The following is a 23,713-nucleotide window of genomic DNA, read 5'->3' as shown; positions in this document are numbered from 1 at the left end:
AAATTCTTTATTAATTTTTTGAAATGGAAGTTAATTTGGTTTTGGAAATTGTCGTTTTACCATTACCAATCGACACCTGTTTCCTGCCAGCTTTTTGATTTTGCGGAGTTCAATACCGCCTCGCAGACCTTTTGTGTTTCCTGGGCCTCTTTAAAGGTTGGGGAACAGGGCGTTCCATCCTCGATACTTTTGAAGAAATCGGCCACTTGGTGTACAAAACTGTGCTCATAACCAATGGAAAGACCGGGAACCCACCATTTATCCATATAGGGTTGGTCACCATCGGTTACATGAATGGATCGCCACCCTCGCTCTATGGATTCATTTCGGTGATCAAAATATTCCAAGCGGGTCAGGTCATGGAGGTTCCATTTAATGGAGGCATGCTCCCCATTGATTTCAAAGGTATAGAGGGCTTTATGACCCCTGGCATAACGTGTGGATTCAAAAAGACCCAGAGAGCCATTTTCAAAATGGCAATGGAAAATACAGGCATCGTCTATGCCAACCTTTTGTACCTCACCGGTCTTTGTATGCACTCGTTCCTTGATAAAAGTTTCCGTCATTGCGGAAACATCCTTAATGCCCCCGTTCAACCACATGGCCGTATCTATGCAGTGCGCCAAAAGATCTCCGGTGACCCCGGATCCGGCAGCATCGTTATCCAACCGCCATAAACCTTCCCCCCCTTGGGGAAGCTCTGGGCTAATGGTCCAATCCTGCAAAAAATTGGCCCTGTAGTGAAATATCTTTCCGAGTTTTCCAGCATCGATCAATTGTTTGGCCAAGGTTACCGCCGGAACCCTGCGATAATTATAATACACCGTATTGGGAACTCCAGCCTTTTCTACCGCGTCTACCATAGGTTGTGCTTCGGCCACGGTTCTGGCCAATGGCTTTTCACATAGTATTATTTTCCCGGCCTCTGCGGCAGCTATGGCAATCTCCGCGTGCATATTGTTGGGGGTGCAAATATCAATGGCATCTACGTCATCCCGGGCGACTACGGCCCGCCAGTCGGTTTCTATGGATTCATATCCCCATTGGTCAGCAAAGGCTTGCAACCGTTCCTTGTTTCGGGCACATACAACCTTTAGCACAGGTTTATGTTTCAATTCCGGGAAAAAATCGCCCAAACGTTTATACGCATTGCTATGGGTCCTACCCATAAAACCATATCCTATCAGTCCTATTCTCAATTCTTTTTTGTCTGCCATTTAGAGTAATCGCTATTAAATTATTTAATGTGTTTCATCCTATAAAATACCTGTGTTTCCTGTATTACTACCCCTCGTACCATCCGTGAAGCTCGCGTACCTTAATCATTGCCCCTAGAACATCGTTCCAAGTCTTAGGCTGCATCATAACTTCATTGGGAAACATGCAACCATCCCAGCAAATATGCTTGAACCTTTTAGTTAGGCTACCATCTTCATTTCGTAGCCAATGTCCGGCATCAACTGGAATGTCCAATTTCCCATTGGGGTCTGCGGCCTGGCAATGCCTACCGGTCTTATCATGGGAGCCCGCCCCGAATACGGTGCCATCGTTCTGGGCCACGTGAAAATCTATGGTCCAAGGTCGCAGCGCAGCTGTAAGGGTTTTAAGCCCTTCCGTTAAGGTGGCCCTGTCGTCCCACTGAAAATCTTCGGGAAGAATCCGCTCATCCGGTTTGTTATAGCCCAAAAGATATAATAAGGTATGTGCCATATCCGCTTGAAAACCTATATTTGGACGATCCACGGCTTCCAAGGTGTCAATCATGGATTTCCAACCGTGCATTCCGCCCCAACAGATTTCACCCTCCGCGGCCAGCGATTCCCCATAATCCGCTGCGATATCGCAAGCCTCCCGAAAGGTTTGTGCAATCAATTTTGTATTTCCAACCGGGTCTTGGGCCCAACTTTCGGGATCTATTGAGGAATCTATTCGAATAATCCCGTTTGGCCGAACCCCAATCTCACGAAGTTTTTGTCCTATCTTACAGGATTTGTGTACCTGCGTCACAAACTGTTTTCGTTCTTCTGAAGTGCCCATGGCAGACCCCCCTCCCGTTGGGGTCCAAACGGGGGCTACCAGACTTCCGATCTCCAAGTTTTTGGAAGTGGCCTTATCCGCCATTTTTTTTATGTCATCTTCCGAAGCATCGATGTCCATATGCGGGTCGAAAAGGAATAGATCAAAACCATCGAATTTTACTCCGTCCACCTCGGCATTGGCGGTAAGTTCAATCATGGTATCGATGTCTATAGGAGGCTCGGAATCCGGACCTTTTCCTACTACACCAGGCCAAGAGGCATTGTGCAATTTGGGATAATTGTTCTGTTGCATTTTATCTTCGTGTTTAGGGTATTGAAAATTTCGGTGTGTACGTACACTAAGTGGACTAAATTAGCTAAAATCATGTATTTCATGAAATAAATATTGTGGCTTTTTTAACAGCGGCCTTTATTTTGTGACAAACTAGTAAGACAACCGCAAAATAATTATGATAATATCAAAAAAGTAAGTAAACTTATACCTTGAATTGAAATTTTAGTATCGATTTTAATCAACCTAAACAAAAAACTTATGGAAAATACTGCTTCCGCCCCAATGATCAACGACAAAAGACTATTTTATGGTAGTTGTTTTGCATTGATCACTACGGCTTTATCATTTAGCATCCGTGCGGGGATCCTCCCCCAACTGGGAGAGGAATTGAGCCTATCCGCAACACAATTGGGCTTTATTAACCAAATGTGGTTTTTGGGCTTTCCTATATCCATGGTCATCGGTGGACTCATCTATCATAAGGTAGGTGGAAAGGCTATTATGCAATTTGCTTTCTTTGCGCATGCCATAGGAATCATTATGACCATTTACTCAGGCAGTTACACGGGCCTCCTTATTTCTACCCTTCTCATAGGACTGGGGAACGGATGTACCGAAGCAGCCTGTAACCCTATGATAGCCGATGCCTATGAGGGCAACAAAATGAGTAAGATGATGAATCGCTTTCATATGTGGTTCCCCGGAGGCATCGTTATTGGAAGTATCGTTTCCAAGATAATGACCGATATGGGCATGAGTTGGGAATCCCAAATTTGGGTCATATTGATTCCGACCCTGATTTATGCCTATCTTTTCTTTGGTCAGACCTGGCCCAAGGCAAAAGTCAAGGAGGGTGCTACCCTAACCGGGAACTTGAAAGCAATGATTTCCCCGTTATTTCTTTTTATGATCGCCTGCATGTCCCTCACTGCAATTTCAGAGTTCGGGCCCCAGCAGTGGGTAGGACTGATTTTGTCCAAAAGTGGGGCATCTCCAATGATTATATTGGCTTTAGTTACGGGAATTATGGCTGTGGCACGATATTTTGGTGGTGAAATGGTACATAAATTCGATCAAACCGGCGTACTCTTGGGATCGGCCGTTTTGGCTACTATTGGTATTTATCTGTTTAGTACCCAAACAGGGACTATGGCCTATGTTGCCGCCATCTTTTTTGCCTTAGGCATTGCCTATTTCTGGCCAAATATGGTTGGCTTTGTGGCGGATAAAATCCCTAAAAGTGGTGCCCTGGGACTATCCATCATAGGTGCCGTAGGGATGTTCTCATCATCTATTTTCCAACCCATCATTGGTAGCTGGATCGATGCGGACAAAGCTGAAGCCGCCGCTGCAGGTCTTACAGGAGATGAACTGGAATTGGTTTCCGGCCAAGCAACTTTGGAAACCATGACCCTGTTTCCTGGTATTTTGATCATACTATTTACCATTCTTTATTTTTGGATAAAAAATCGGAAGCCGGAAGCCGCAGCTGCGGCCGCATCATAACTATAAAAAATAGTGGCCATTCGGAATTGCAAGACTGGTCAAAAAAATAGAGATTTAGAATCACCCCCTGCCTATTACAGGTGGGGGTTGTTTCTTTTAGGAAATGGTATTGAAATCTGAAACACTGTACTAAATTGACATAGATGAAAATTGGAATGAATCTTTTGCTCTGGACCAATCATGTGACGGAAGAGCATTATCCCATTATTGACGATTTAAAGGAAACGGGATACGACGGCATTGAGCTTTACATGGGCGATGGCGATGTGGCGCATTATTCCAAGTTGGGAGATCATTTGGCCCAATTAGGCCTAGGTGTAACTACGGTAACCGGGTTGAGTCCGGAAGAAAACATAGCGAGCCCCGATCCGAAAATCAGGCAAACGGGACTCGACCGATTAAAGTGGGCCATTGACAATGGACAAGCGTTAAGATCTGAAAACATATGTGGCCCCTTGCATTCCAGTTTTGCGCATTTTACCCGGCAACCTCCAACGCTGGAGGAACGCCAATGGAGTGCCGAAATGTTAAGCAAAGCGGCAGAGTATGCCGCCGAAGCCGATATTATGTTGGCCCCGGAAGCCTTAAACCGTTTTGAATGTTACCTGTACAATACTATGGCGGACCTTAGGACCTTGGTAGAGGCCGTGGACCATCCAAACCTGGGTGCTATGTACGATACACACCATAGCAATATTGAGGAAAAAAGTCAATCCAAGGCACTAAAGACAATAGCACCCCATTTAAAACATGTACATATTAGCGAAAATGATAGGGGCACCCCTGGGAGTGGGCAGGTACAGTGGGACGATGTTTTTACAACCCTGAAGGAAATAGAATATGATGGATGGTTGACCATTGAGGCCTTTAGTACGATTATTCCGGAATTCGCAAATGCCATCAATGTATGGCGCGATTATTCCCCTATGCAGGAAGTCTACCAAAAGGGATTGGAGTTTATAAAAAAAGGAATGGGGATTTGAAGTGGTAAGTGGTAAGTGGTAAATGAAAAAACAAAATTTAACCGGTAACGAATACCGAAATACATAACTTGAAAGTCAATCGATAAATATGAAGAAACTATCTACCCTTTTGCTCTGTGCGCTGTTAATGGCCTGTGGGCAAAAAACGGAAAAGAAAGAGACAGAAGAGACGGTGAAGGCGCCGAAGCAGCTATTGACCTTTAAAGGGAAGGGTGATACCGGAAAACATGTAGTCCTGGTTTCCGGGGATGAGGAATACCGGTCCGAGGAGGCACTACCCCAATTGGCCAAAATATTATCCGAACATCACGGGTTTACTTGTACCGTGTTATTTGCCCAACGTCCGGATAGCCCCGGTATAGTTGACGCCAATTACTTAAAAAATATCCCCGGACTGAAAGCCTTGGATACCGCTGACGCTATGGTGCTATTTACTCGTTTTAGGGCATTACCGGATGAGCAAATGAAACCCATTGACAATTATCTCAAAGCTGGAAAACCGATAGTTGCCATCAGAACGGCTACCCATGCTTTCAATTTCGCAGAGGATTCCACCTCTAATTACGTACATTATGGAAATTATTATAATGGGGAAAAGAAGGAATGGACCGATGGTTTCGGTCGTTTGGTCTTAGGCGAGAAATGGCATACGCACCATGGCCACCATAAACATCAGAGTACCCGAGGAATTATCCCGGAAGAAACCAAATCACATCCCATTACCAATGGTATCGAAAACGGTGAAATTTGGGGCTCCACGGACGTATACGGTGTTAGACTACCTCTGCCAGGAGATGCGGAGCATGTGGTCTTAGGCCAGGTTGTCAATCGAAAAGGAGAATATGATGAGAACGATGTCTTTTATGGCATGAGGCCTACCGATGATGAAATCGCTACGGTTAATGACAAAGAAATTACGGTTAACGAGACCTTAATGCCAATTGCCTGGACCAAAAGTTATCAAATTCCAAATGGCAAAATGGGGAAAGCTTTTACTTCCACTATCGGCTCCTCCAGTGACCTAATGAACGAAGGTGTCCGGAGACTTTTGATCAATGGGGTATTTTGGGCGTTGGATATGCCAGTACCCGAAAAAGCCAATGTAAATCTAATTGGTGCGTATGATCCCTCCGCCTATGGGTTTCAAACAGATGAGTACTGGTTGGAAAAACAATTGAAAATCGAAGATTTGGAATAAAGACATTAAAACATCATCAAAATCATTCTTGTTCTTGAATGTATTCGAGGATGTCCCCAGGTTGACATTCCAAAACTTCACAAATGGCCTGAAGGGTACTGAAGCGAATAGCCTTTGCCTTTCCCTTCTTTAAAATGGAAAGATTGGATATGGTAATCCCTACTTTTTCCGAAAGCTCGGTAAGAGACATTTTTCGTTTGGCCAACATAACATCAAGATTCACAACAATGGGCATGCTCTTTTCTTAAATAGTTAAATCATTTTCTGCCTTTAATTGTGCTCCGATACGGAATGCCTCCGCAATGACTAAAAGGAAAAGAGATATGAATAAAGAGTTTAGCGTAACCCAAGAAAACAGGTTAAAACTTGTAAATACCATGCCAGAAAATTCCAATCTATCACTGAAATAGGATGCAGAAATTACCGTTCCCAATCGGTCTAGAATAAAAAACACAATCCCTAACAACCCAATATACCTTAATCGAATAGCGTTTTCCACAATGAAAAATTTTCCTATTCGCACTGAATCCAGGATACGAATTGTCAACCGCAAAGAAAGAAGAAAAAGAACTTTGATCAAAAGGGCTATAAAGCTGTATATGGCCAAAAACCCTCTAGGAACTTCATCTGACATAATTGCTCCGGTTGCACCTCGCATATAAAACTTTGCGGCCGAATCATCATTAAGTGTTTTTAGAGAACCCTCATCAGCAAAGGAAAACATCACGGGAAAATCCATATGACGTGTTGGACCACCGGTAATAAAAATGAAAATGCTGTAAATCAGCCAGATAATCACTCCGTGTGCAAAAAGAAAAAAACCAATTCTAAGCACCCATAATAAAAACTGAATAAGAGCACCGCCATAAACTCTATTTTTCACTACCATAACAACGAATTTAATTATAAAAAAACAAAAAATTATTGAAAAACAATAAATAATTACTGTTTTTTAATAAAAAATAGCGATTAGTGGGAAGCTTTGGGATTGATGAAAACTTAAAGGGCAGCAATTGCCTACCTATCCATAATGAAATCCTTTTCTATATTATACGGCTCAAATCAACGGATATAGCTCCGGATGTTCTGAAAATCTTTTTCGAAGTGCTCTTATGGTATCCACGAATTGTTTGCAGGCTACCAAGGGGTCTCCCCCTATACGCCATCCTTGTGTGGAAATGGGACCGGTATAGCCAAATTCATAAATTTTGGCAAGCATCCAGGCCATATCTATCTGACCTTCGTTAAAACGAACTGCCTGAAAATTGGACGGTGAAAAAATCCCATTGGTGAGGACCACATAATTTAAGCGCTTCATATAGTCATTTTTTAGGACTTCATCCAATTCATCCGAAGCCGCATTGGCATACCAATGATGGGAGCAAAAAGAAGGGCCTATGGTGTTCGCTTTGGCGCCTTTCAATATCCTAAAGGCGGACTGGGGCGTGTCGCATATCCAATGGGTATGCGGGTATAGTGCACCAACTATCCCATAGGATTTACAGGCTTTGTCAAAAGCAGCGACTATTTTGTAGGCACGTTCCCAATGCCTATCTTCCGCCCTAGCCGAACCACTTTCGGCAATAGTATCCCCTATTAACTCTCCGCGTCCACTCAAGGACAGAGAGTAGTAAGGCTTTATGGGCAATTGGGACAAGGCTTTTACGTTATTTACAATTTTGTCGATTTCCTCATCGATTTCGGGTGCTTTCCCATCTATCACGGCCTGGGTGGTACCATGAAAGCCCATAACCTTAAAACGTGTCTTAAAAAAAAGGTCGCTAACTTCATTCCAGGTATCCGTTTTGGTATTTAACCCAACAAATTCAAATCCATCAAAACCTGCATGATCGGCCGCCGCTAATTTTGCCTTCCAGGAATAGGATCTTCGATTTCCTATATGAAAATTATCAAAGAGCACCAGTGGATTTTGGGGTAAATCCTTGATTTTTTTATCTCCGGGAAACTCTTGTTCTTTCTTATTGGACGCATTACTTTGTATAGGTACACCTATGGCCATACCTGCCGCAGTTCCGGCCACACGTTTTACAAATGTTCTTCTATCGCTCATAAATCTCTATTTTAAATGGCTTAGAAATGTGATTAAATCGTTGAATTCCAATGGGGTCATGGTCCTTTCCAGCCCTTCGGGCATCAAGGAACTTTCCATGACCCCATAAGACCTAGGATTTTTGAATGTATCGTATTCCCCATTCGTGTTCATCAACTCGGCATAGTTGAGATGTACATCGATCTGTCTTCCCGTATGTCTAGTCCCTTTAACATCTACCAAATACCAGCCCTGCCATTCCGGGGAAATTTCCAATGAGGGTTCCAAAACCGCAGAGACCAATTGCGAAATGGATTTACTACCTCCAATATTGGACAGCTCAGGTCCAAAAGACCCTCCCCAACCGTTTATCTTATGACAAGTTGTACAGAGGCCTACCCTATTTTCAAAAACCAATCGCCCAATTTCAGAATCTCCGTTACCCGTTGCTGTTGCATACGCAGTTTTATTCAACGGGGGTGTACCATCTTTGTCACAATTATTCCAAATGGAAAAAGCAGTTTTCGAAATTTGGTTTTTCGAATTTGCTATCCATTCTTCAATCCCGCTTTGCGTTGCGTCGTCCAGTCCTGTCGCACAGAGATACTTCAGGGCAGCATATTGCAGGATTTCATCATTTTCCTTAAGCATACCCACTACCCTATCAATGTATTTTTGGGTACTATAACTCAGCTCCTGAAGGGCTACTGATCGCGCAATTGGCATGAACTCAGTATTGAAGGCAATGTTCCTGAGGGCATCGCTAAAATCCCCTCCCGGTATTTTTTGAACGGCCTTTATAAGGGCAATCTGAAGTTTCCCATTCCCGGCATTCCCAAGTAGCTCGGCGACAAGTTCCCTATTCGAAGTAAAATCCGACAAATAGGGCAAAGCCATGGCCTTTACTTCCTCGCTTATCATCGGGTTCTTCAAAATATCCTCAATAAATGATTTGGGCAACGCTCTTGGAATTTTGGAACTTCTCCCGGATTTTTTCCTCATGCCATCTATAAAATCGGGTTGCAAATGGCGAACGGTTGCCAGAAAAGTCTCGAAAAGTTCCGGTCGTATTTGGCTTTCCCTCAATGCACTTAACAGATAAGGCTCCATTTCGGTGATGCCTTTTTTAGCGATATACATCAAGGTCATCCTTTGAATATCCTGATTTTCATCCCTCAACAAAGAAAGCAAAACCGTTCTATTCAGATTTTCCTTTACCTTAAATAGGGTTAGCAGACCCTGCAAGCGCAGGTGGGAATCATTACTTTCTACCAAAGGAAGTAACTCTTCCAACCCTGCATTTTTTGCCAAGAAATGCCGGGTCACAGCCAATTCAAAAGGGTCCTTTGGTTTGAGGTCCGTAATAAGTTGTTCTATGCTTCTGGTATCTTTTTTAAATCTATTGATTTTAGGGCCGGAATAAGGTTGTTTTGCGGTAACTGATTTGGAACTTACTTTCCATAAACGCCCATTACCGTGATTGGGATACTCCCGTAAGACCCAATCGGTGATAAACAAATCTCCCCTACTATTTGTAGCCAAGGCAACGGGATGAAAAGAGGAATCTCCCTGAATTAAAACCTCAGGAATACCTTTTACAGAGGAACCATTTTGGTCCAAAGGAATATGAACCATATTGTTCTCCTCCCAAATATTCACCAACATCTGAGAAGCGTATGAGTCTCCAAAATTAGTAAAACTCGCATCGATCATGGCGCAAGGTGCCTCTCCTAAAGGAGCGGAAAAAGGCAATGTTCCCGGTAACTCCCCATTCCATGAAGAAAAAGGATGAATACCGCTTCCGCCATATACCGACTTGTATCCGTAATCCCCGCCAGGTACAATTTCGATCAATCGATTTGGGCCGCGGCTATCAGGGTCGTTATCGGTTACAAAAAGTCGACCTTCTCCATTGAACTTTAAGTCAAACGGATTCCAAAAACCGGTGGCTATCTCCTCCAATTGGCTACCATCAAGCTTACATCGAAAAACATTACCACCATCACCGTATCCCTCGATTTGCGAACCATCGGTTCCCTGGATAGTCCAAGGGTTTCCCCCTACATTTCCCCTTGAGACGTAGAGCCAATCATCTTCACCAATGGCCAGTCCTAAAATCCCCGCATGATCGTAGACATTTTGAGGTTCTACCATGGCAACTAGCTGTTTTTTCGAATCACTTACACCATTTTTATCCTGATCAAGATATTGGAATACACCATTTTTAGTGGTCAAAAACAAACCGTGCTCCAAATCGTAATGCAGATTCATACCATCTTCTATACTATCCGCAAAAACCGTCCATTTCTCTGGGATACCATCACCATTTTCGTCGACCGATTTTTTTATCAGATCAAATTTCGGTCCTTGATAGTCATCTGGAGGAGTATGGGTGTGGGATTCCAAAACGTAGACGGCATCCCTTGCATCAATAGCCATCCCTATCGGCGTCTTAACGCTTGGATGTTCTGCAAGCAATTGTATGGAAAGATTGGGATCATGGAGAATAATACCCTTATTTGATAAGGGCTCTCCTGCACAGGAAACAAAGAATACCACAGTGCAAATTATGCTCAAATTAAAGGCAAGTTGCAGTGAGGATATTACGTGGTAAAAACTCCTACGAATCAATTTTTTGGTTTATTCCGTGGAGGTTTAAAGTACAGATTTTGAAAGTGCCTTCAAAACCCTTTTCTATCATAAGCCAACCATTTTTTTGCAGGGAAATCTATACTTAGGCTAAAGTGGTTCCTTTTCCGGACTCAAGGCATGTATGGTATTCTGAATAGTGCCTTGTATAGGGGCTCCATTTTGAGAGACCAAATTGTAGTCGATAGTCATTACGTCCACAGGCTTTATATCCGGAATATAAAGCTTTACGGTTTTCCCATCATTAAGTAGTTCCACTTTGGAGATGTCCAAGGTGAGTTCGTTATAACGATCAGAGCCATATTTACTACTTCTAATAAGGTTCCAAGTCCTTATCCCATAATTCCCAAGGTCCTTGGCTATGTTTTGGTCCAAAGGTTGGTCAAAGGCCAATTGAACGGATGAAGTTGCTACCTTAAGCCCGATGGGAAGTGTGAACGGTTTTCCGGTATATCGGATCCGGTAAAGTCCTCCGCCCCGTAACATTTGGTTGGTACCCCAGGCCGACATGCCACAAGCATATAATTGCCCATCACCGGGGTTGAACCTTCCGCGCATAACGCCCGTCAAAAATTTGACCCCGGGCAAATCAATAACCCCTCCCTGCATCTGGCCCTTTACTTTTTCGTGAAGCACCAACTGAATCTTGCCATAACCATAAGAGAAACTCAACAGACTTCCATCTAATGGACCCCATTTTTCACTATCCACCCATAAGAGTTCGGATGGGGAACGATCAAATTGCATATCTACCCAGACCATAGGTTGTTCCATGGCTACCCTGGTCGTGTCCTTGGGTGGGCCATATCCCCACATATTACCGTAAAACTTACCTTTTCCATCAACCCAGTTGATACGGTTCATTGGATTCCAAAACCCTTGTTGATCAGTGACCAAAAAACTGCCATCTGGATTAATACATACCCCATTGGCCGCCCTAAAACCAGTGGCAATGATATCCGTTCGGGAACCATCCCTACTCACTTTTAACAGGGTACCGTGTTGGGGTACCAAAGCCTCCCTTGCATGACGGCCACTTTTAGCATAGTAGAGATTGCCTTGTTCATCGGCCTGTAGCCCCATGGCAAACTCATGGAAATGATCGGTTACTTGATGGTCATGATTAAAGCTTTCGTAGAAATCGGTTTCATTATCTCTGTTAAAATCATGCAACAACACCAATTGGTCCCTACAGATTACATAGATATTACCATTAAGGACTTTGATACCCAGCGGTTGAAAAAGACCCGAGCCAATTCGCTGCCATGTTAGTTGTCCCGTATTAGCGGTAAGCCCTTCAATTAACCATACATCACCATCCGTTGCACAGACCACAGCTTTATTCGGATCTTCCAAAAAGTCAATACCACTTAATTTCATCCTACAGGCCCATGGATTGTCGAAAGGTGGAGTCAATTGATCTACCGCAAAAAGCCCATCCTCATTTCCTGTGGTGATCACGGTTTTGATTTCCTCAGGATAATGTGAGGGACCGCCCAAGGTATATGGAGTCAAGGATTCCGGGGGGCTTGAAGCGGCCAAATTATCCAAGTCCATTACTCCCGAATCGGCGATAAAAAGCTTGAGATTCAACGCAATTCCAGGTTGTACCTTGAGTATTATGTACCCTTCTTCCTCTCCCAGTACCCCACCCTTGCCGGCAAGGGCCACCTTATTCGTTACTGGTGCCACTTTCATTTTTAACTCACGGTTGGAACGCCCAATATTCAACGTTCGGGTAAAGATGGTTTCCCCATCCCGTTCCAACATGCCTAATTCTTCCAGAATGTCTGTATTTCCGATGGTATAGGAAATAATGCTATGATTTTCATAGTGATAGAGGCCTTTATAATCTGCCCAAGCTTTGGGTAATGGTCCAAAAGCCCTACCATCCCGTGCCCGAAATCTCGGGTCTTCAAAAGAACCGGTCTCGGGATTGGCCCATCCGGGGCCTACCGGGGTCTCAAAATGAAGTTTCCCGATGGTCCGGGGATAGGTCTCATGTTTGTCATTCAGAAGAATCCCATCCCAGTCTATAAACCCCGCTCCGGTCCATCCCCCGGCAACACGCATTAGGTCATGATCAAATAACATCCAGGCCTTGCCTTTGGATACTCCCCCTTCACCTGGGTCCAAACGTATGGCAATGCCCTTGTAGGCAAAATTATTCTTGCTGTAATCCTCATCGGGATATGGGGTCGGCCCTGGTGAATGATACCGTTCCGGACCGGTTTCCTCATCGACCAATTCATAGGTGTTGATCAAAAAGTCTCCATAATCCATGTCCGACCACGGTTGGTAGGGTTTGGCTTCCGGACCTCTTGAAGTTCCTTTCGGCAAACCTGCCAAATAGCCCGGGGAGCTCGCGACATAGGTCTCCGTTTTGTTTTCCTTGATATATTTATGGCGTATATAGGAAATGACATCGTATTTTTCCTGAGGTGTTAATGTTGGTTGCGGCGGCATGGAACCATAACCCCGGCTTACGGTCTGGTACATGGAGAAAGGGTCGCTACCCGTTTGTAACGATTGTTCCCAAAACTTGGTGGACAATGGGATCGAACCTTCTACCTCTTCCGTTCCATGGCAGTTGATACAATTGGCGGAATAAATCCGTTCACCTCTTTTGTATCCTTCCCGATCCGCGCTCGCTATGATTCCTGCATGGTCTATGTTAATTTCGGATTCCGAAAGATCCGATTCGGAAAGTACATAGGCAATATTGGAGCGATCAATTTTAAAAAACTCATCGGAGAGCTTTGTAGCCTTAAATGGAAAACTCTCATCATCCATTCTGAGTGCTCCAGAAAAACTATTCTCCGTAAAGGTACCTTCCAACTTGGCCTCATTTCCAAAAAGTTCAAAATTCGCCGAAAAATGGTCCGATGTAATGGAAACATTTTCGAGATTGAATGTTCCCCAATCCAAGGAAACTAACGATGCCCGATCGTTACCTTGGGATTTTGCCAAATTTAGGGTGCCTTGAGGATTCTCGTCCCCAAAATCTATTTCATAGCTCCAAGATTCTTCGATAACCTCCGAACCACAACCGAGCATAGTTAGGAAGGCCCAAAAAACGCAAGTCCGAAGGATGTATTGGGCAAAGTTACTTTTTCGTGAATACCATCTTTCCTTGGTCTTGATTAGCAGTCCCATATTTTTATTGTGTTGAAACGGTTCTTGGAAGCGGGAATTTATCTTTATTCGGATAAAGCCCATCCCTTAAAAATAAAAAAATAATGGACTTCCAATGCCTAAGGCAGTATCAATGATCAGCGCAAAGGTGATTTTGCAATTGTTGAAAGACTTCGGTAGGTGGTATTTGTTCATGGAAGTTCGCTGAAGTGTTGTTCGTAATAAAAATGGGATAGTCATCCGTATGTTCAGGAACCCTGCCATGTGAACCTTTTATTAGACTTGCATCCAAAGGAATAATATCCATTACCGTTCGGAAGCCTAATTTCTTTTTAACAAGTTTACCGATTACCTTGGCCATGACCCATTTATCCCTGGGGTCCGTATGCATTTCCACAGGGTCGTATCCCGGTTTTTTGTGAATGTCAACCATACGGGCAAAATCCGGGGCCTTGGCATCATCCAACCAAAAATAATAGGTAAACCAAGAATCCTTGTCCGCTATTACCACCAAATCGCCACAGCGGTCATGATCTAAATGTGCTTCCTGTATTTCTTTTTCGGATAATACGTTTTCTACACCTTCCACTTTTTCCAAAATCCCACGTACTTTGGATTTGATAGAGCTATCATTGAGATATACATGAGCAATCTGATGATCCGCCACGGCAAAGGCCTTGCTCGCACCGGGATCCAAAAGTTCCAATCCTCTTTCCATGCGAATGTTAACGTAACCCGCTTTTCGAAGTATTCGATTCAGGTGTACCGCACGGTTAACGTTTGTAATTCCATACTCGGAAAGCAAGATAATATTCGCTTCTTGCTTCCGATAGTGTTCCACTAATTGCTTGACCACGGCGTCAATCTCCTGTAAATCCTTTGATATAATGTCAAAATTAAGACCATAGCGTTGCAGGTTGTAATCCAGATGGGGAAGGTAGACCAGCGTAAGCGTAGGATTATAAAGTTCATCCGTTCTTAGCGTGGCATCCGCTATCCATTGGCTGGACTTTATAGAAGTCTTAGGGCCCCAAAAATGGAATAACGGAAACGTTCCCAATTCCCCCTGCAGGGTATCGCGTAAGCTCGAAGGGTGCGAATAAATATCGGGTATCTTTCTTCCATCCGCCAAGTAATTGGGACGTGGCGTTACATTGTAATCCGTATTGGCGTACATATTATACCACCAAAATAGATTGGCGCTCGTAAAATTCGGGTCTTGCTTTTTAAGCGTGTCCCAGATTTTTTCGCTTTGGACCAACTTGTTGGATTGCCGCCAAAATTTCACCTCGCATTCGTCCTTAAAATACCATCCGTTACCAACGATACCATGTTCTGAAGGGTATTTCCCAGTGAGATAGGTGGATTGTGCGGAACAGGTAACAGCAGGAAGCACAGGTTGAATACATGTTGATTTTCCTTTTGCCAAAAAGGATGCTATAAAAGGAGTATGTTCTCCAATAAGTCGTTTGGTCAGTCCCACTACATTAACCACCACCGTCTTTTGCATGGGATTACATTCTTTCCTTTAACCAGTTGATTTCCCGAATTATCGATTCCGATAAATCGCGTTTTAACCCCTTAGGGAGCACATCCCAGGTATAGGTCTCAATTTCCAGATGTTCGGAAACGGAATGTTCCTTGAGATAGTCGATCACCTTTACGATATGGTCCTGGGTAGAAAATAAGGTATCAAAACGCTCCAAAAAAATCGGAACATGAAAGTGGGCCCTTAATTCGGTAAAATCGTTTTTCTCCTCCAAAACTATAGGCAAATCGTTATAGGTCTTCACCTTCCCATCCTCCTTTTTTTCCGTAACTTGATGTAAATAGGTCGGTTCATCAAAATGGGAAAGGGATGCCCAAATCGCGTCTTGATCCCTTTCATCGAAAAGAATTTTTAGAGCGGCGCTAACTTGAATCTTTCCCACTTGGATTCCTTCCTTGGCAAACTTTTGAAAAGTATATTCCGGTTCTTCATAGGCCAAGGAAAAATGGCAAATGTCGTAGCATACTGTTATATATTTTTTAATTAATCTCTCCGCCTCAGCTTCGTCAACACGGATTGTATCCTGAAGGACTGGAATAGCTATCGGGAGCAAATAATCTGCAAAGAAACCAAGTACTTCTTCGCTGTTTTCCAGAAGACCATCGGGTTCCGGTTCTAGGTCCAGATGCAAATATTTACCGGTACCGGACTCCAGGTCGTAAAGCTGCAAAACAATTTCGGATAGATGTCTCGCCCCTGTTTCAAAAGCCTTTCTTTTTAAGTCTTTGGTAGCATACCAATATTTGTAACTGATCGGCGAGGTAGAAATTCCCCCGGACATTCCACTGGGAAGTAATTCGGCCAACTGCTCAAAAAGACGTTTAGTATAGGTAACCCTTTCCCGTGTGGTCCAATCCGGAGCATGTACCTCTTCCTTTACCCGTTCACCATGGAAATTGCCATAGGGGAATCCGTTCATCGTAAAAACGTAAAGACTATGGCGTTCCAACCACCCTTTGAATTCCGTCAAATGACTGGCCTCATCAAGTTCCTCACTGGCCTTGTTGGACAAACGCAGGCCTAGTCCAAAAGGTCGATCGGGAGACACCTTTGCCTTGATGCCCGGAACGAATTCCTTTAAACTAGTAAAGGTGCTCTCCCAATTTGATCCAGGATGGATATTGGTACAATAGGTAAGCTGATGAGTTCCGTTTACATCCATTTTGGTTAGTCCATTTTTATTTTGCAACTGTCGTTTAGAACCGTAATGGCATGTTGCATAGATTCTATATCTATCTTGTTGACATCAAGCTTTTTTCCAATTTCAGAGATTAAGGTGATACAAAGCTCCCCTCCCAAATGCTCCCTAAATTCCTCAATTCCTTGCAATAATTCCTGTATTTCCTTTTCAGTTTCCACGGGAATGTGTACATCGAGCCCAATTTTTCGCATAACGGCCAAAATACGTTTTTGGGTATCTTCGGATATAAGGCCCATTAGCCGTGCATAGGTTACATCCAGCGCTATTCCCTTTGCCACCGCCTCACCATGTCTAAGGTTGTAGTTGGACATCTGCTCTAGTTTATGGGCGGCCCAATGGCCAAAGTCCAAGGGTCTGGAAGAACCACTTTCAAAGGGGTCGCCCCCACGGGCAATATGATGCATATGCATTTCGGCGCATTTATAAATCACATCTTGCATGGCGGCCATATCCCTATTCCCCAATTTTTCGGCCTTATCTTCAAGGTAATTGAAAAACTTTTTATCCTTGATCAAGGCTACTTTTATGGCTTCGGCTATTCCTGCTATCCAATCCCTATGTTCCAGGGTTTTTAGAAAATCCGAATCATTGATTATAGCATAGGGTGGCGCAAAAGTGCCCAGAAAGTTTTTCTTGCCAAAGCTGTTGATGCTGTTTTTTACCCCCACCGCGGAATCGTTCTGGGAAAGCACGGTGGTAGGAACGCGGATCAACTTTACCCCGCGGTGTGCAATCGCTGCGGCATAGCCGACCATATCTATCACGGCACCCCCACCTATGACTACCACAAAGGAATGTCGGCATATAGCGTTCGTATTGATTTTCTCCAAAACGGAAGTGACATTCCCATAATCATTTTTAGACTGCTCCCCTCCGGCTATGATCAAACTTCCGGTATATTGTATGGTATCAGGATACTTACTGCAATAGTCTTTAATCTCCTTATGCAGTTCAGGATGATATTCATGAACACCCTTGTCAAGAACAAAAAGTGCTTTTACCGTATCATTCACTTTATATTCATCAAAAATATCCCTGAACAAGGTATTATCGGTACTAAACAGCCTTTGCGTAAAATGTAATTTATACGCATACGGTACGGCAAAGGACTGTTCTATAAATTTTGAATGCATGGGTTTGGTTTAGGTAACGGCAAAAAGCTTGGACAAAAATATAGATAAAGGCAGTAATAATAATAACAAAAGACCATACCACCAAACAGAAAACCCGACGGCCAAGGAAGCATCTAGGACGATTAGGGAAAGTACCCCGGCTATTACCGCTTTTTTTATGTTTTCCGGAGAATTTGTGTGGTATGCACGAACCAAAGGCTTAAGGACCAAAAAAGCAAAGAGCGCCAAAAAAGGAACTGCCTGCAGTATGTTATCGGTTTGGGACATAATTAAGATGATAACAGCTAAGATAACTAGATTATACAATACTCCTGCCCAAATGATGTGGTTCTTATTATTTCCGTGCACCTCGCCCCTACTTATGAGCGTAATCGCAAAGATATATACCAAAGGAATTGCGGCATACCACCACTGGGCAGCCCCTCCCAAAATAGACATTCCCAAAATAAGGTTCAATCCTCTGCATAATCCCATGTTCAAAGGGCCCAGAAGACCATCCTTTTTCGAAAACGAGTCATAAAGGACGATGAAAAAAGCCAAAACGATGGAAATGAAACCGCTGAACGGCCCGCAAAAAAAAGCCAGCAGTATACCCAGTATCAATAAAAATGTTCCATAAACGGCCGCCGATTTCAAAGGAATCAGTCCACTGGGAATTGGTCTTTCCGGACGCTCTACCTTGTCCAGATCCAAATCGAATACATCATTAAGGACCACCCCGCCCGCATATAAAAAGACCGATGCAAAAACCAAAAGCATCGTTTTGGTTTTTGCGTCAAAGTCGATAAAGTCATGGGAGAGCGCCCCTGCAATTGCGACACCTGCCAAAATATCAGCGGCAGCCGTGGGTAAATTCGCCGGACGGGCCAACCGCAGGTATCCCTTTAAAATGTTTCGCATCTACACGATTTTATCCGAATCCACCTTAGGGACCTGACCGCGTAGCACGCTGTTGTCATTGTATAATTTGGTCTGGTCAATACCCTTGGGGGTCAACCAATCCGACTCCTTCATCTTTCCATTTTTCCCGTAAATATCCAAGGCGTTTTGATAACAGGTCTTAATCACATCCTCTTTCGCAATACCACGTTTCAGCATTAGGTTTCCGGTTTTGGGGACCGCCAATGGATCACTAACGCCCCAATCTGCCGAGCTATCCACAATGATATTCGTGCTACCGTATTTTCTGACTACTTCTACCATGCGTTCATTCCCCATTTTTGTCTTGGGGTAGATGGTAAAGGCCGCAATAAAACCCCTATCCAGTACCTCTTGCACCGTTTCCTCATTGTTATGATCAATAACGACCATTGCGGGGTCCAGACCATGTTCCAAACATACCTCCATACTTCGGATGGTACCTGATTTCTTATCGCGATGCGGCGTATGCACCTGAACTACCATTCCCAATTCCTTGGCCATTTCCAATTGAACCCGAAAATATTTATCCTCCGCAGGGGTTTGGTCATCGTACCCTATTTCCCCTATGGCTACTACATTTTCCTTATGGAGATATAAGGGCAATAACTCAATTACTTCTTCCGCCAAGGCTTCATTATTGGCTTCCTTGGAGTTTAGACCAATGGTACAATAATGTTGTATACCAAATTGACTGGCCCTAAAGGGCTCCCAACCTACCAAACTGCTGTAATAATCTTGAAATGAACCTACTTGGGTACGTGCCTGTCCCAACCAAAAAGAAGGTTCTATAACCGCCACAACTCCGGCTTCTGCCATAGCTTCATAATCATCCGTGGTCCTGGACGACATATGAACATGTGAGTCAATAAACATCATTTTTTCTTCCATATTCAATCTTTTAAGGTTTTCCAACTCAGTATTTTATTTGTAATCTGCTCCTGCAAACCGGGATAACCTGCCAACAACTTCTTGGCCTCGGGCTTATCCGAATGATAACAGCATAAGGCTCCCGCCCTGTTCTCCATACAATTGGCACTCTCCAACAAGCGCTCCATGTCCGTTAAAAGCCCATTATTCAGGAATCCGGAAACCGGACGCCAAAAATAGGGGTCGATATCCCTGGAGGCCGCCCATCGTTCGTGGGCATAATCGGAAATAATGCGGGCCAATTCTTTGTTCGCCCTCTTGTCAATATCCAGTATTGCACTCAAATCCCCTTGCATAAAAGCTGTTTTGAGATACATCTGGTTCCATTGTTGCTCATCAAAGAACAATGCAGGATAAGGGTTATTCAGGGAAATGGCGTTAAAAACTGTGGATACATTGGTCCGCAACGCCTCCACCGCTTGGGTTTTGTACGCCTCCGGATTGGGCAACAAAATCAAGAATTTCAAAAAGGTTTCCAACTCCCCGGTATCCGCTACTTGAATGATATTGGCCACCTTAGGCGTAAAAAATTCCATATCGGCGTTCAATACGCTGATCAATAGGTGAATTCTCGAAATTTGCTGGATGTTCGCTTTTTGAACCCGTAAGTAATCCTCCAAATCGTTACCGTAACCCATACTTTGGATATCCTGAAGGTAAACCTTTGAAGGAATAAGGCTATAGGTCATGTACATATCACGGGCAGAACCTTCACGGATAATTTTTCGGATCTTTTCCTCCAACCAATCATGGGCTTCCGCATCAATAGTATTCCCAATAATTCTTGACAGCTTTTCGCCAACGTCATTTAACTGCATAAAACCACCTATTTTAAAGGTAATCGGTAGTCCATGGGGTTGCTACCACTTCTTCTGTCAAGCAAACCATTTTGCCCAAACATCATCAAAAATAAAGCTAATTCCCATATAATGAAAGGGGTTGGTGGCGGTATTCGCCGCAATCCGCGCTTTTGCAACTTCTTTTGCCAAATTTTAAGTGAATAATGTGATAAATGTCATGAAAACGCCACCATGAAGTCCCTACTTTTGAGCCATCCTAATTTCAGTTAAACACTTAAAACACAATAGTATGGAAATCATGGAAGAGGTTAAAAAGAGGGTATTCCGATTTGGGGGCAAATCCGCAGATGGGGACAGTACCATGCGAAACTTACTTGGAGGAAAAGGCGCCAATCTTGCCGAAATGAGCGCTATCGGTATTCCAGTGCCGCCAGGATTTACCATAACTACAGAGGTTTGTACCGAGTACAACGAGTTGGGAGAGGAAGCCACGTTAAGACTCATCAAGGAAGACATGGAACAGGCCATCGCCAATATCGAAAAAATAATGGGCACGGAATTTGGCAATCCGGAGAACCCCCTTTTGATTTCCGTACGTTCCGGGGCCCGTGTTTCCATGCCCGGAATGATGGATACCGTCTTAAATTTAGGTCTTAATGACGAGGTAGTAAGAGGGCTGGCCGCCAAGACTAAAAATGACCGATTTGCGTGGGATTCCTACCGTAGGTTTATCCAAATGTATGGAGGGGTAGTCCTTGGCATGAAACCAGAGTCCAAGGACGATATAGATCCCTTTGAGGAAATTATGGAGCACTTAAAGGAAAAACGTGAAATAGAGCTCGATACCCAGTTTACCGTTCAGGACCTAAAGGATTTGGTCTATGATTTTAAGGACATCGTAAAAAAACGTACCGGTCATGGTTTTCCAACCGATCCTTGGCAACAACTATGGGGAGCCGTTATCGCCGTTTTTAACAGCTGGAACGGAGACCGCGCCCTATACTACCGCAAAATGCACGGTTACCCCGCAGATTGGGGTACTGCGGTAAACGTACAGGCCATGGTCTATGGTAATATGGGCGATAATTCGGGAACCGGTGTATGCTTTACCCGTGATGCCGGAACCGGTGAAAACGTTTTTAATGGCGAATATCTTATCAATGCACAGGGCGAAGATGTGGTCGCCGGGGTCCGTACCCCGAGGCAAATTACTACGCTAGGGTCAAAGCGATGGGCCGAATTGGCCAAAATTAATGAGAATGAGCGATTGGTCACCTATCCTTCCTTGGAAGAACTAATGCCTACCATATATAAGGAACTTCACGGATATCAGGATATTCTGGAAAAACATTATCGGGATATGCAGGATATGGAGTTTACCATCCAGGAAGGAAAACTCTGGATTTTACAGACACGTAATGGGAAGCGTACCGGGGCCGCCATGGTAAAAATCGCTATGGATTTGCTGAAAGAGGGTCTAATTACTGAAAAGGGGGCCTTACTTGGCATAGAGCCCAACAAGTTGGACGAATTATTGCACCCTGTCTTTGACCAAAAAGCCCTGAAACGGGCACATGTCATTGCCCAAGGACTTCCAGCGTCTCCAGGGGCCGCAACCGGACAAATTGTGTTTTTTGCCGACGAGGCCCATAAATTCCGTCATAGCATCTTAACGCGAATAGAAACTTCTCCCGAAGATTTGGAAGGGATGAACATTGCCAAGGGTATCCTTACCGCTAGGGGCGGGATGACTTCCCATGCGGCCGTAGTTGCCAGGGGAATGGGAAAATGCTGTATCTCCGGGGCCGGAGCGCTGAAAATCAATTACAAAAGGCGGACCTTGACCGTGGATGGAAAGGTATATCAAGAAGGAGATTGGATTTCCTTAAATGGTTCTACCGGAAATATCCTGGAAGGTAAAGTAGCTACAAGCGAACCCGAATTGAGCGGAGAGTTCGGTGAAATCATGAAATTGGCCGATACCTACAGGACCATGGAGGTACGCACCAATGCAGATTCTCCAAAAGATGCCAAAATTGCCCGTAATTTCGGTGCACAGGGTATAGGACTGGCCCGTACCGAACATATGTTCTTTGAAGTGGACCGTATTAAGACCATGCGCGAAATGATTTTGGCCGATACGGTAAAGGGCAGAAAACACGCCTTGGAAGATTTGTTGCCCATGCAGCGTAAGGACTTTGAGGGTATTTTTGAGGCCATGGATGGACATCCGGTTACCATTCGCCTCTTGGATCCCCCATTGCACGAATTTGTGCCCCACCAATTGGCTACACAAAAGGAGTTGGCCGAGGATATGCACATTTCGTTATTGGCCGTTAAAAACAAAGTGGCGGAACTGCAGGAATTCAATCCTATGTTGGGGCACAGGGGATGTAGATTGGGAAACACCTATCCAGAAATCACTGAAATGCAGACCAGGGCCATAATTGAAGCGGCACTAAACCTAAAGGAAAGAGGTATTATCTCCAAACCCGAAATTATGGTACCCTTGGTAGGTACATTAAGTGAATTTATGGAACAGGAAAAGGTAATACGGGAAACTGCAGACAAAGTATTTGAAGAGTATGAGGACACCATCGATTATCTGGTAGGTACTATGATAGAGGTTCCCCGCGCGGCATTAATGGCCGATTCCATTGCGGAGCGGGCCGATTTCTTCTCCTTTGGAACAAACGACCTTACCCAAATGGCCTTTGGCTATTCCCGGGATGATGCCGGTAAATTTCTGCCCATCTATTTGGAAAAAGGAATTTTGACCGCCGACCCCTTCGAGGTTTTGGACCAAAAAGGTGTCGGACAATTATTAAAAATGGGAGCGGAACGCGGCCGCACCACCAAACCTGGTCTAAAATTGGGTATTTGTGGAGAACATGGGGGAGATCCCAGTTCGGTGGAATTCTGTTATACCCTAGGAATGAACTATGTGAGTTGTTCTCCATTTCGAGTTCCTATTGCACGGATTGCCGCCGCCCAGGCCGTCCTAAAGGCCGGTAGTTGACATAATTTCCGGTTTCTACCCTTTTGCAGAATAGAGAAGTTCTGCAGTTATAGTGCGAATTGTCACGCTTACTCCGTAGTGGTGACAATTCGCATTTTTTTGCCTACCCATAAACTGCAATCCATATCCTTGCTAGAAATCTAATAGTGTGGTAAAACTGATCTAAGAACACAACTGGCAGCCGGAAATATTTACCGATAAGGGGACCGAAGCTACCGTTAATGGGATTGCAGAGACACCCACTTCTTTTTCCTGCTAGTTTTGACACTGTAACCATTAGGTTTTCCATTTAGATGTCTCTCCCAAAGGGCAAACTTAAATTGAACCTA

General features: G+C 44.1%; 17 protein-coding genes. 4 read left to right on the top strand and 13 right to left on the bottom strand.

The window, feature by feature from the left end; genetic code table 11:
- Positions 1-62: 62 nt before the first annotated feature.
- Together Q0993_RS18255 and Q0993_RS18250 are read right to left on the bottom strand one after the other, a co-directional pair.
- Positions 63-1,217, bottom strand: a complete 1,155-nt coding sequence (locus Q0993_RS18255; protein ID WP_299535829.1) for a Gfo/Idh/MocA family oxidoreductase — start codon at positions 1,215-1,217, stop codon at positions 63-65.
- Between the two features lie 67 nt (positions 1,218-1,284).
- Positions 1,285-2,331, bottom strand: a complete 1,047-nt coding sequence (locus Q0993_RS18250; protein WP_299535827.1) for a TIM barrel protein — start codon at positions 2,329-2,331, stop codon at positions 1,285-1,287.
- A 240-nt stretch (positions 2,332-2,571) separates the two neighbouring features.
- On the opposite strand from Q0993_RS18250, the gene Q0993_RS18245 reads away from it, so the two are divergent.
- The 3 genes from Q0993_RS18245 (at position 2,572) to Q0993_RS18235 (ending at position 6,000) form a co-directional block, all read left to right on the top strand.
- Positions 2,572-3,819: a sugar MFS transporter gene (locus Q0993_RS18245; protein ID WP_299535825.1), complete on the top strand. Its 1,248-nt coding sequence runs from the start codon at positions 2,572-2,574 to the stop codon at positions 3,817-3,819.
- 143 nt (positions 3,820-3,962) lie between these two features.
- Positions 3,963-4,802: a sugar phosphate isomerase/epimerase gene (locus Q0993_RS18240; RefSeq protein ID WP_299535823.1), complete on the top strand. Its 840-nt coding sequence runs from the start codon at positions 3,963-3,965 to the stop codon at positions 4,800-4,802.
- 88 nt (positions 4,803-4,890) lie between these two features.
- Positions 4,891-6,000 (top strand): ThuA domain-containing protein, encoded by a 1,110-nt coding sequence (locus Q0993_RS18235; RefSeq protein ID WP_299535820.1) that lies wholly within the window; start codon positions 4,891-4,893, stop codon positions 5,998-6,000.
- Positions 6,001-6,022: 22 nt separating this feature from the next.
- On the opposite strand, the gene Q0993_RS18230 is transcribed toward Q0993_RS18235, so the two are convergent.
- The 11 genes from Q0993_RS18230 to Q0993_RS18180 all read right to left on the bottom strand — a co-directional run bounded on the left by Q0993_RS18230 (position 6,023) and on the right by Q0993_RS18180 (position 20,383).
- Complete coding sequence (locus Q0993_RS18230; protein WP_299535818.1) at positions 6,023-6,235, bottom strand: helix-turn-helix transcriptional regulator; 213 nt, start codon at positions 6,233-6,235, stop codon at positions 6,023-6,025.
- A 9-nt stretch (positions 6,236-6,244) separates the two neighbouring features.
- Entirely contained in the window at positions 6,245-6,889 is a 645-nt protein-coding gene (locus Q0993_RS18225) for a DUF2975 domain-containing protein (RefSeq protein ID WP_299535816.1), read from the bottom strand.
- 168 nt (positions 6,890-7,057) lie between these two features.
- Entirely contained in the window at positions 7,058-8,071 is a 1,014-nt protein-coding gene (locus Q0993_RS18220) for a TIM barrel protein (protein WP_299535814.1), read from the bottom strand.
- Positions 8,072-8,077: 6 nt separating this feature from the next.
- Positions 8,078-10,627, bottom strand: coding sequence for a PVC-type heme-binding CxxCH protein (locus Q0993_RS18215; RefSeq protein ID WP_299535811.1), 2,550 nt, complete (start codon positions 10,625-10,627; stop codon positions 8,078-8,080).
- Between the two features lie 162 nt (positions 10,628-10,789).
- Positions 10,790-13,855 carry a DUF6797 domain-containing protein gene (locus Q0993_RS18210; RefSeq protein ID WP_299535808.1) on the bottom strand — a complete coding sequence of 1,022 codons (3,066 nt, stop codon included), beginning with the start codon at positions 13,853-13,855 and terminating at the stop codon, positions 10,790-10,792.
- A 109-nt stretch (positions 13,856-13,964) separates the two neighbouring features.
- The gene (locus Q0993_RS18205) at positions 13,965-15,344 is read right to left on the bottom strand and encodes an alkaline phosphatase family protein (RefSeq protein WP_299535805.1); all 1,380 of its coding nucleotides are present in this window, start codon (positions 15,342-15,344) and stop codon (positions 13,965-13,967) included.
- A gap of 4 nt (positions 15,345-15,348) precedes the next feature.
- Positions 15,349-16,545: a metabolite traffic protein EboE gene (gene eboE, locus Q0993_RS18200; RefSeq protein WP_299535803.1), complete on the bottom strand. Its 1,197-nt coding sequence runs from the start codon at positions 16,543-16,545 to the stop codon at positions 15,349-15,351.
- 5 nt (positions 16,546-16,550) lie between these two features.
- Entirely contained in the window at positions 16,551-17,717 is a 1,167-nt protein-coding gene (locus Q0993_RS18195) for a 3-dehydroquinate synthase (protein WP_299535800.1), read from the bottom strand.
- A 9-nt stretch (positions 17,718-17,726) separates the two neighbouring features.
- The gene (eboC, locus tag Q0993_RS18190) at positions 17,727-18,617 is read right to left on the bottom strand and encodes a UbiA-like protein EboC (RefSeq protein WP_299535798.1); all 891 of its coding nucleotides are present in this window, start codon (positions 18,615-18,617) and stop codon (positions 17,727-17,729) included.
- Positions 18,618-19,526: a TatD family hydrolase gene (locus Q0993_RS18185; RefSeq protein ID WP_299535796.1), complete on the bottom strand. Its 909-nt coding sequence runs from the start codon at positions 19,524-19,526 to the stop codon at positions 18,618-18,620. It lies immediately after the preceding gene.
- Positions 19,527-19,528: 2 nt separating this feature from the next.
- On the bottom strand, positions 19,529-20,383 hold the full coding sequence (locus tag Q0993_RS18180; RefSeq protein WP_299535794.1) for an EboA domain-containing protein: 855 nt from the start codon (positions 20,381-20,383) through the stop codon (positions 19,529-19,531).
- 271 nt (positions 20,384-20,654) lie between these two features.
- On the opposite strand from Q0993_RS18180, the gene ppdK reads away from it, so the two are divergent.
- Positions 20,655-23,384, top strand: a complete 2,730-nt coding sequence (ppdK, locus tag Q0993_RS18175; RefSeq protein WP_299535792.1) for a pyruvate, phosphate dikinase — start codon at positions 20,655-20,657, stop codon at positions 23,382-23,384.
- The last annotated feature ends 329 nt before the right edge of the window (positions 23,385-23,713 follow it).

The organism is Ulvibacterium sp., from assembly GCF_028285715.1.
Classification (GTDB): domain Bacteria; phylum Bacteroidota; class Bacteroidia; order Flavobacteriales; family Flavobacteriaceae; genus Ulvibacterium.
This window is presented reverse-complemented; position numbering and strand designations above follow the sequence as displayed.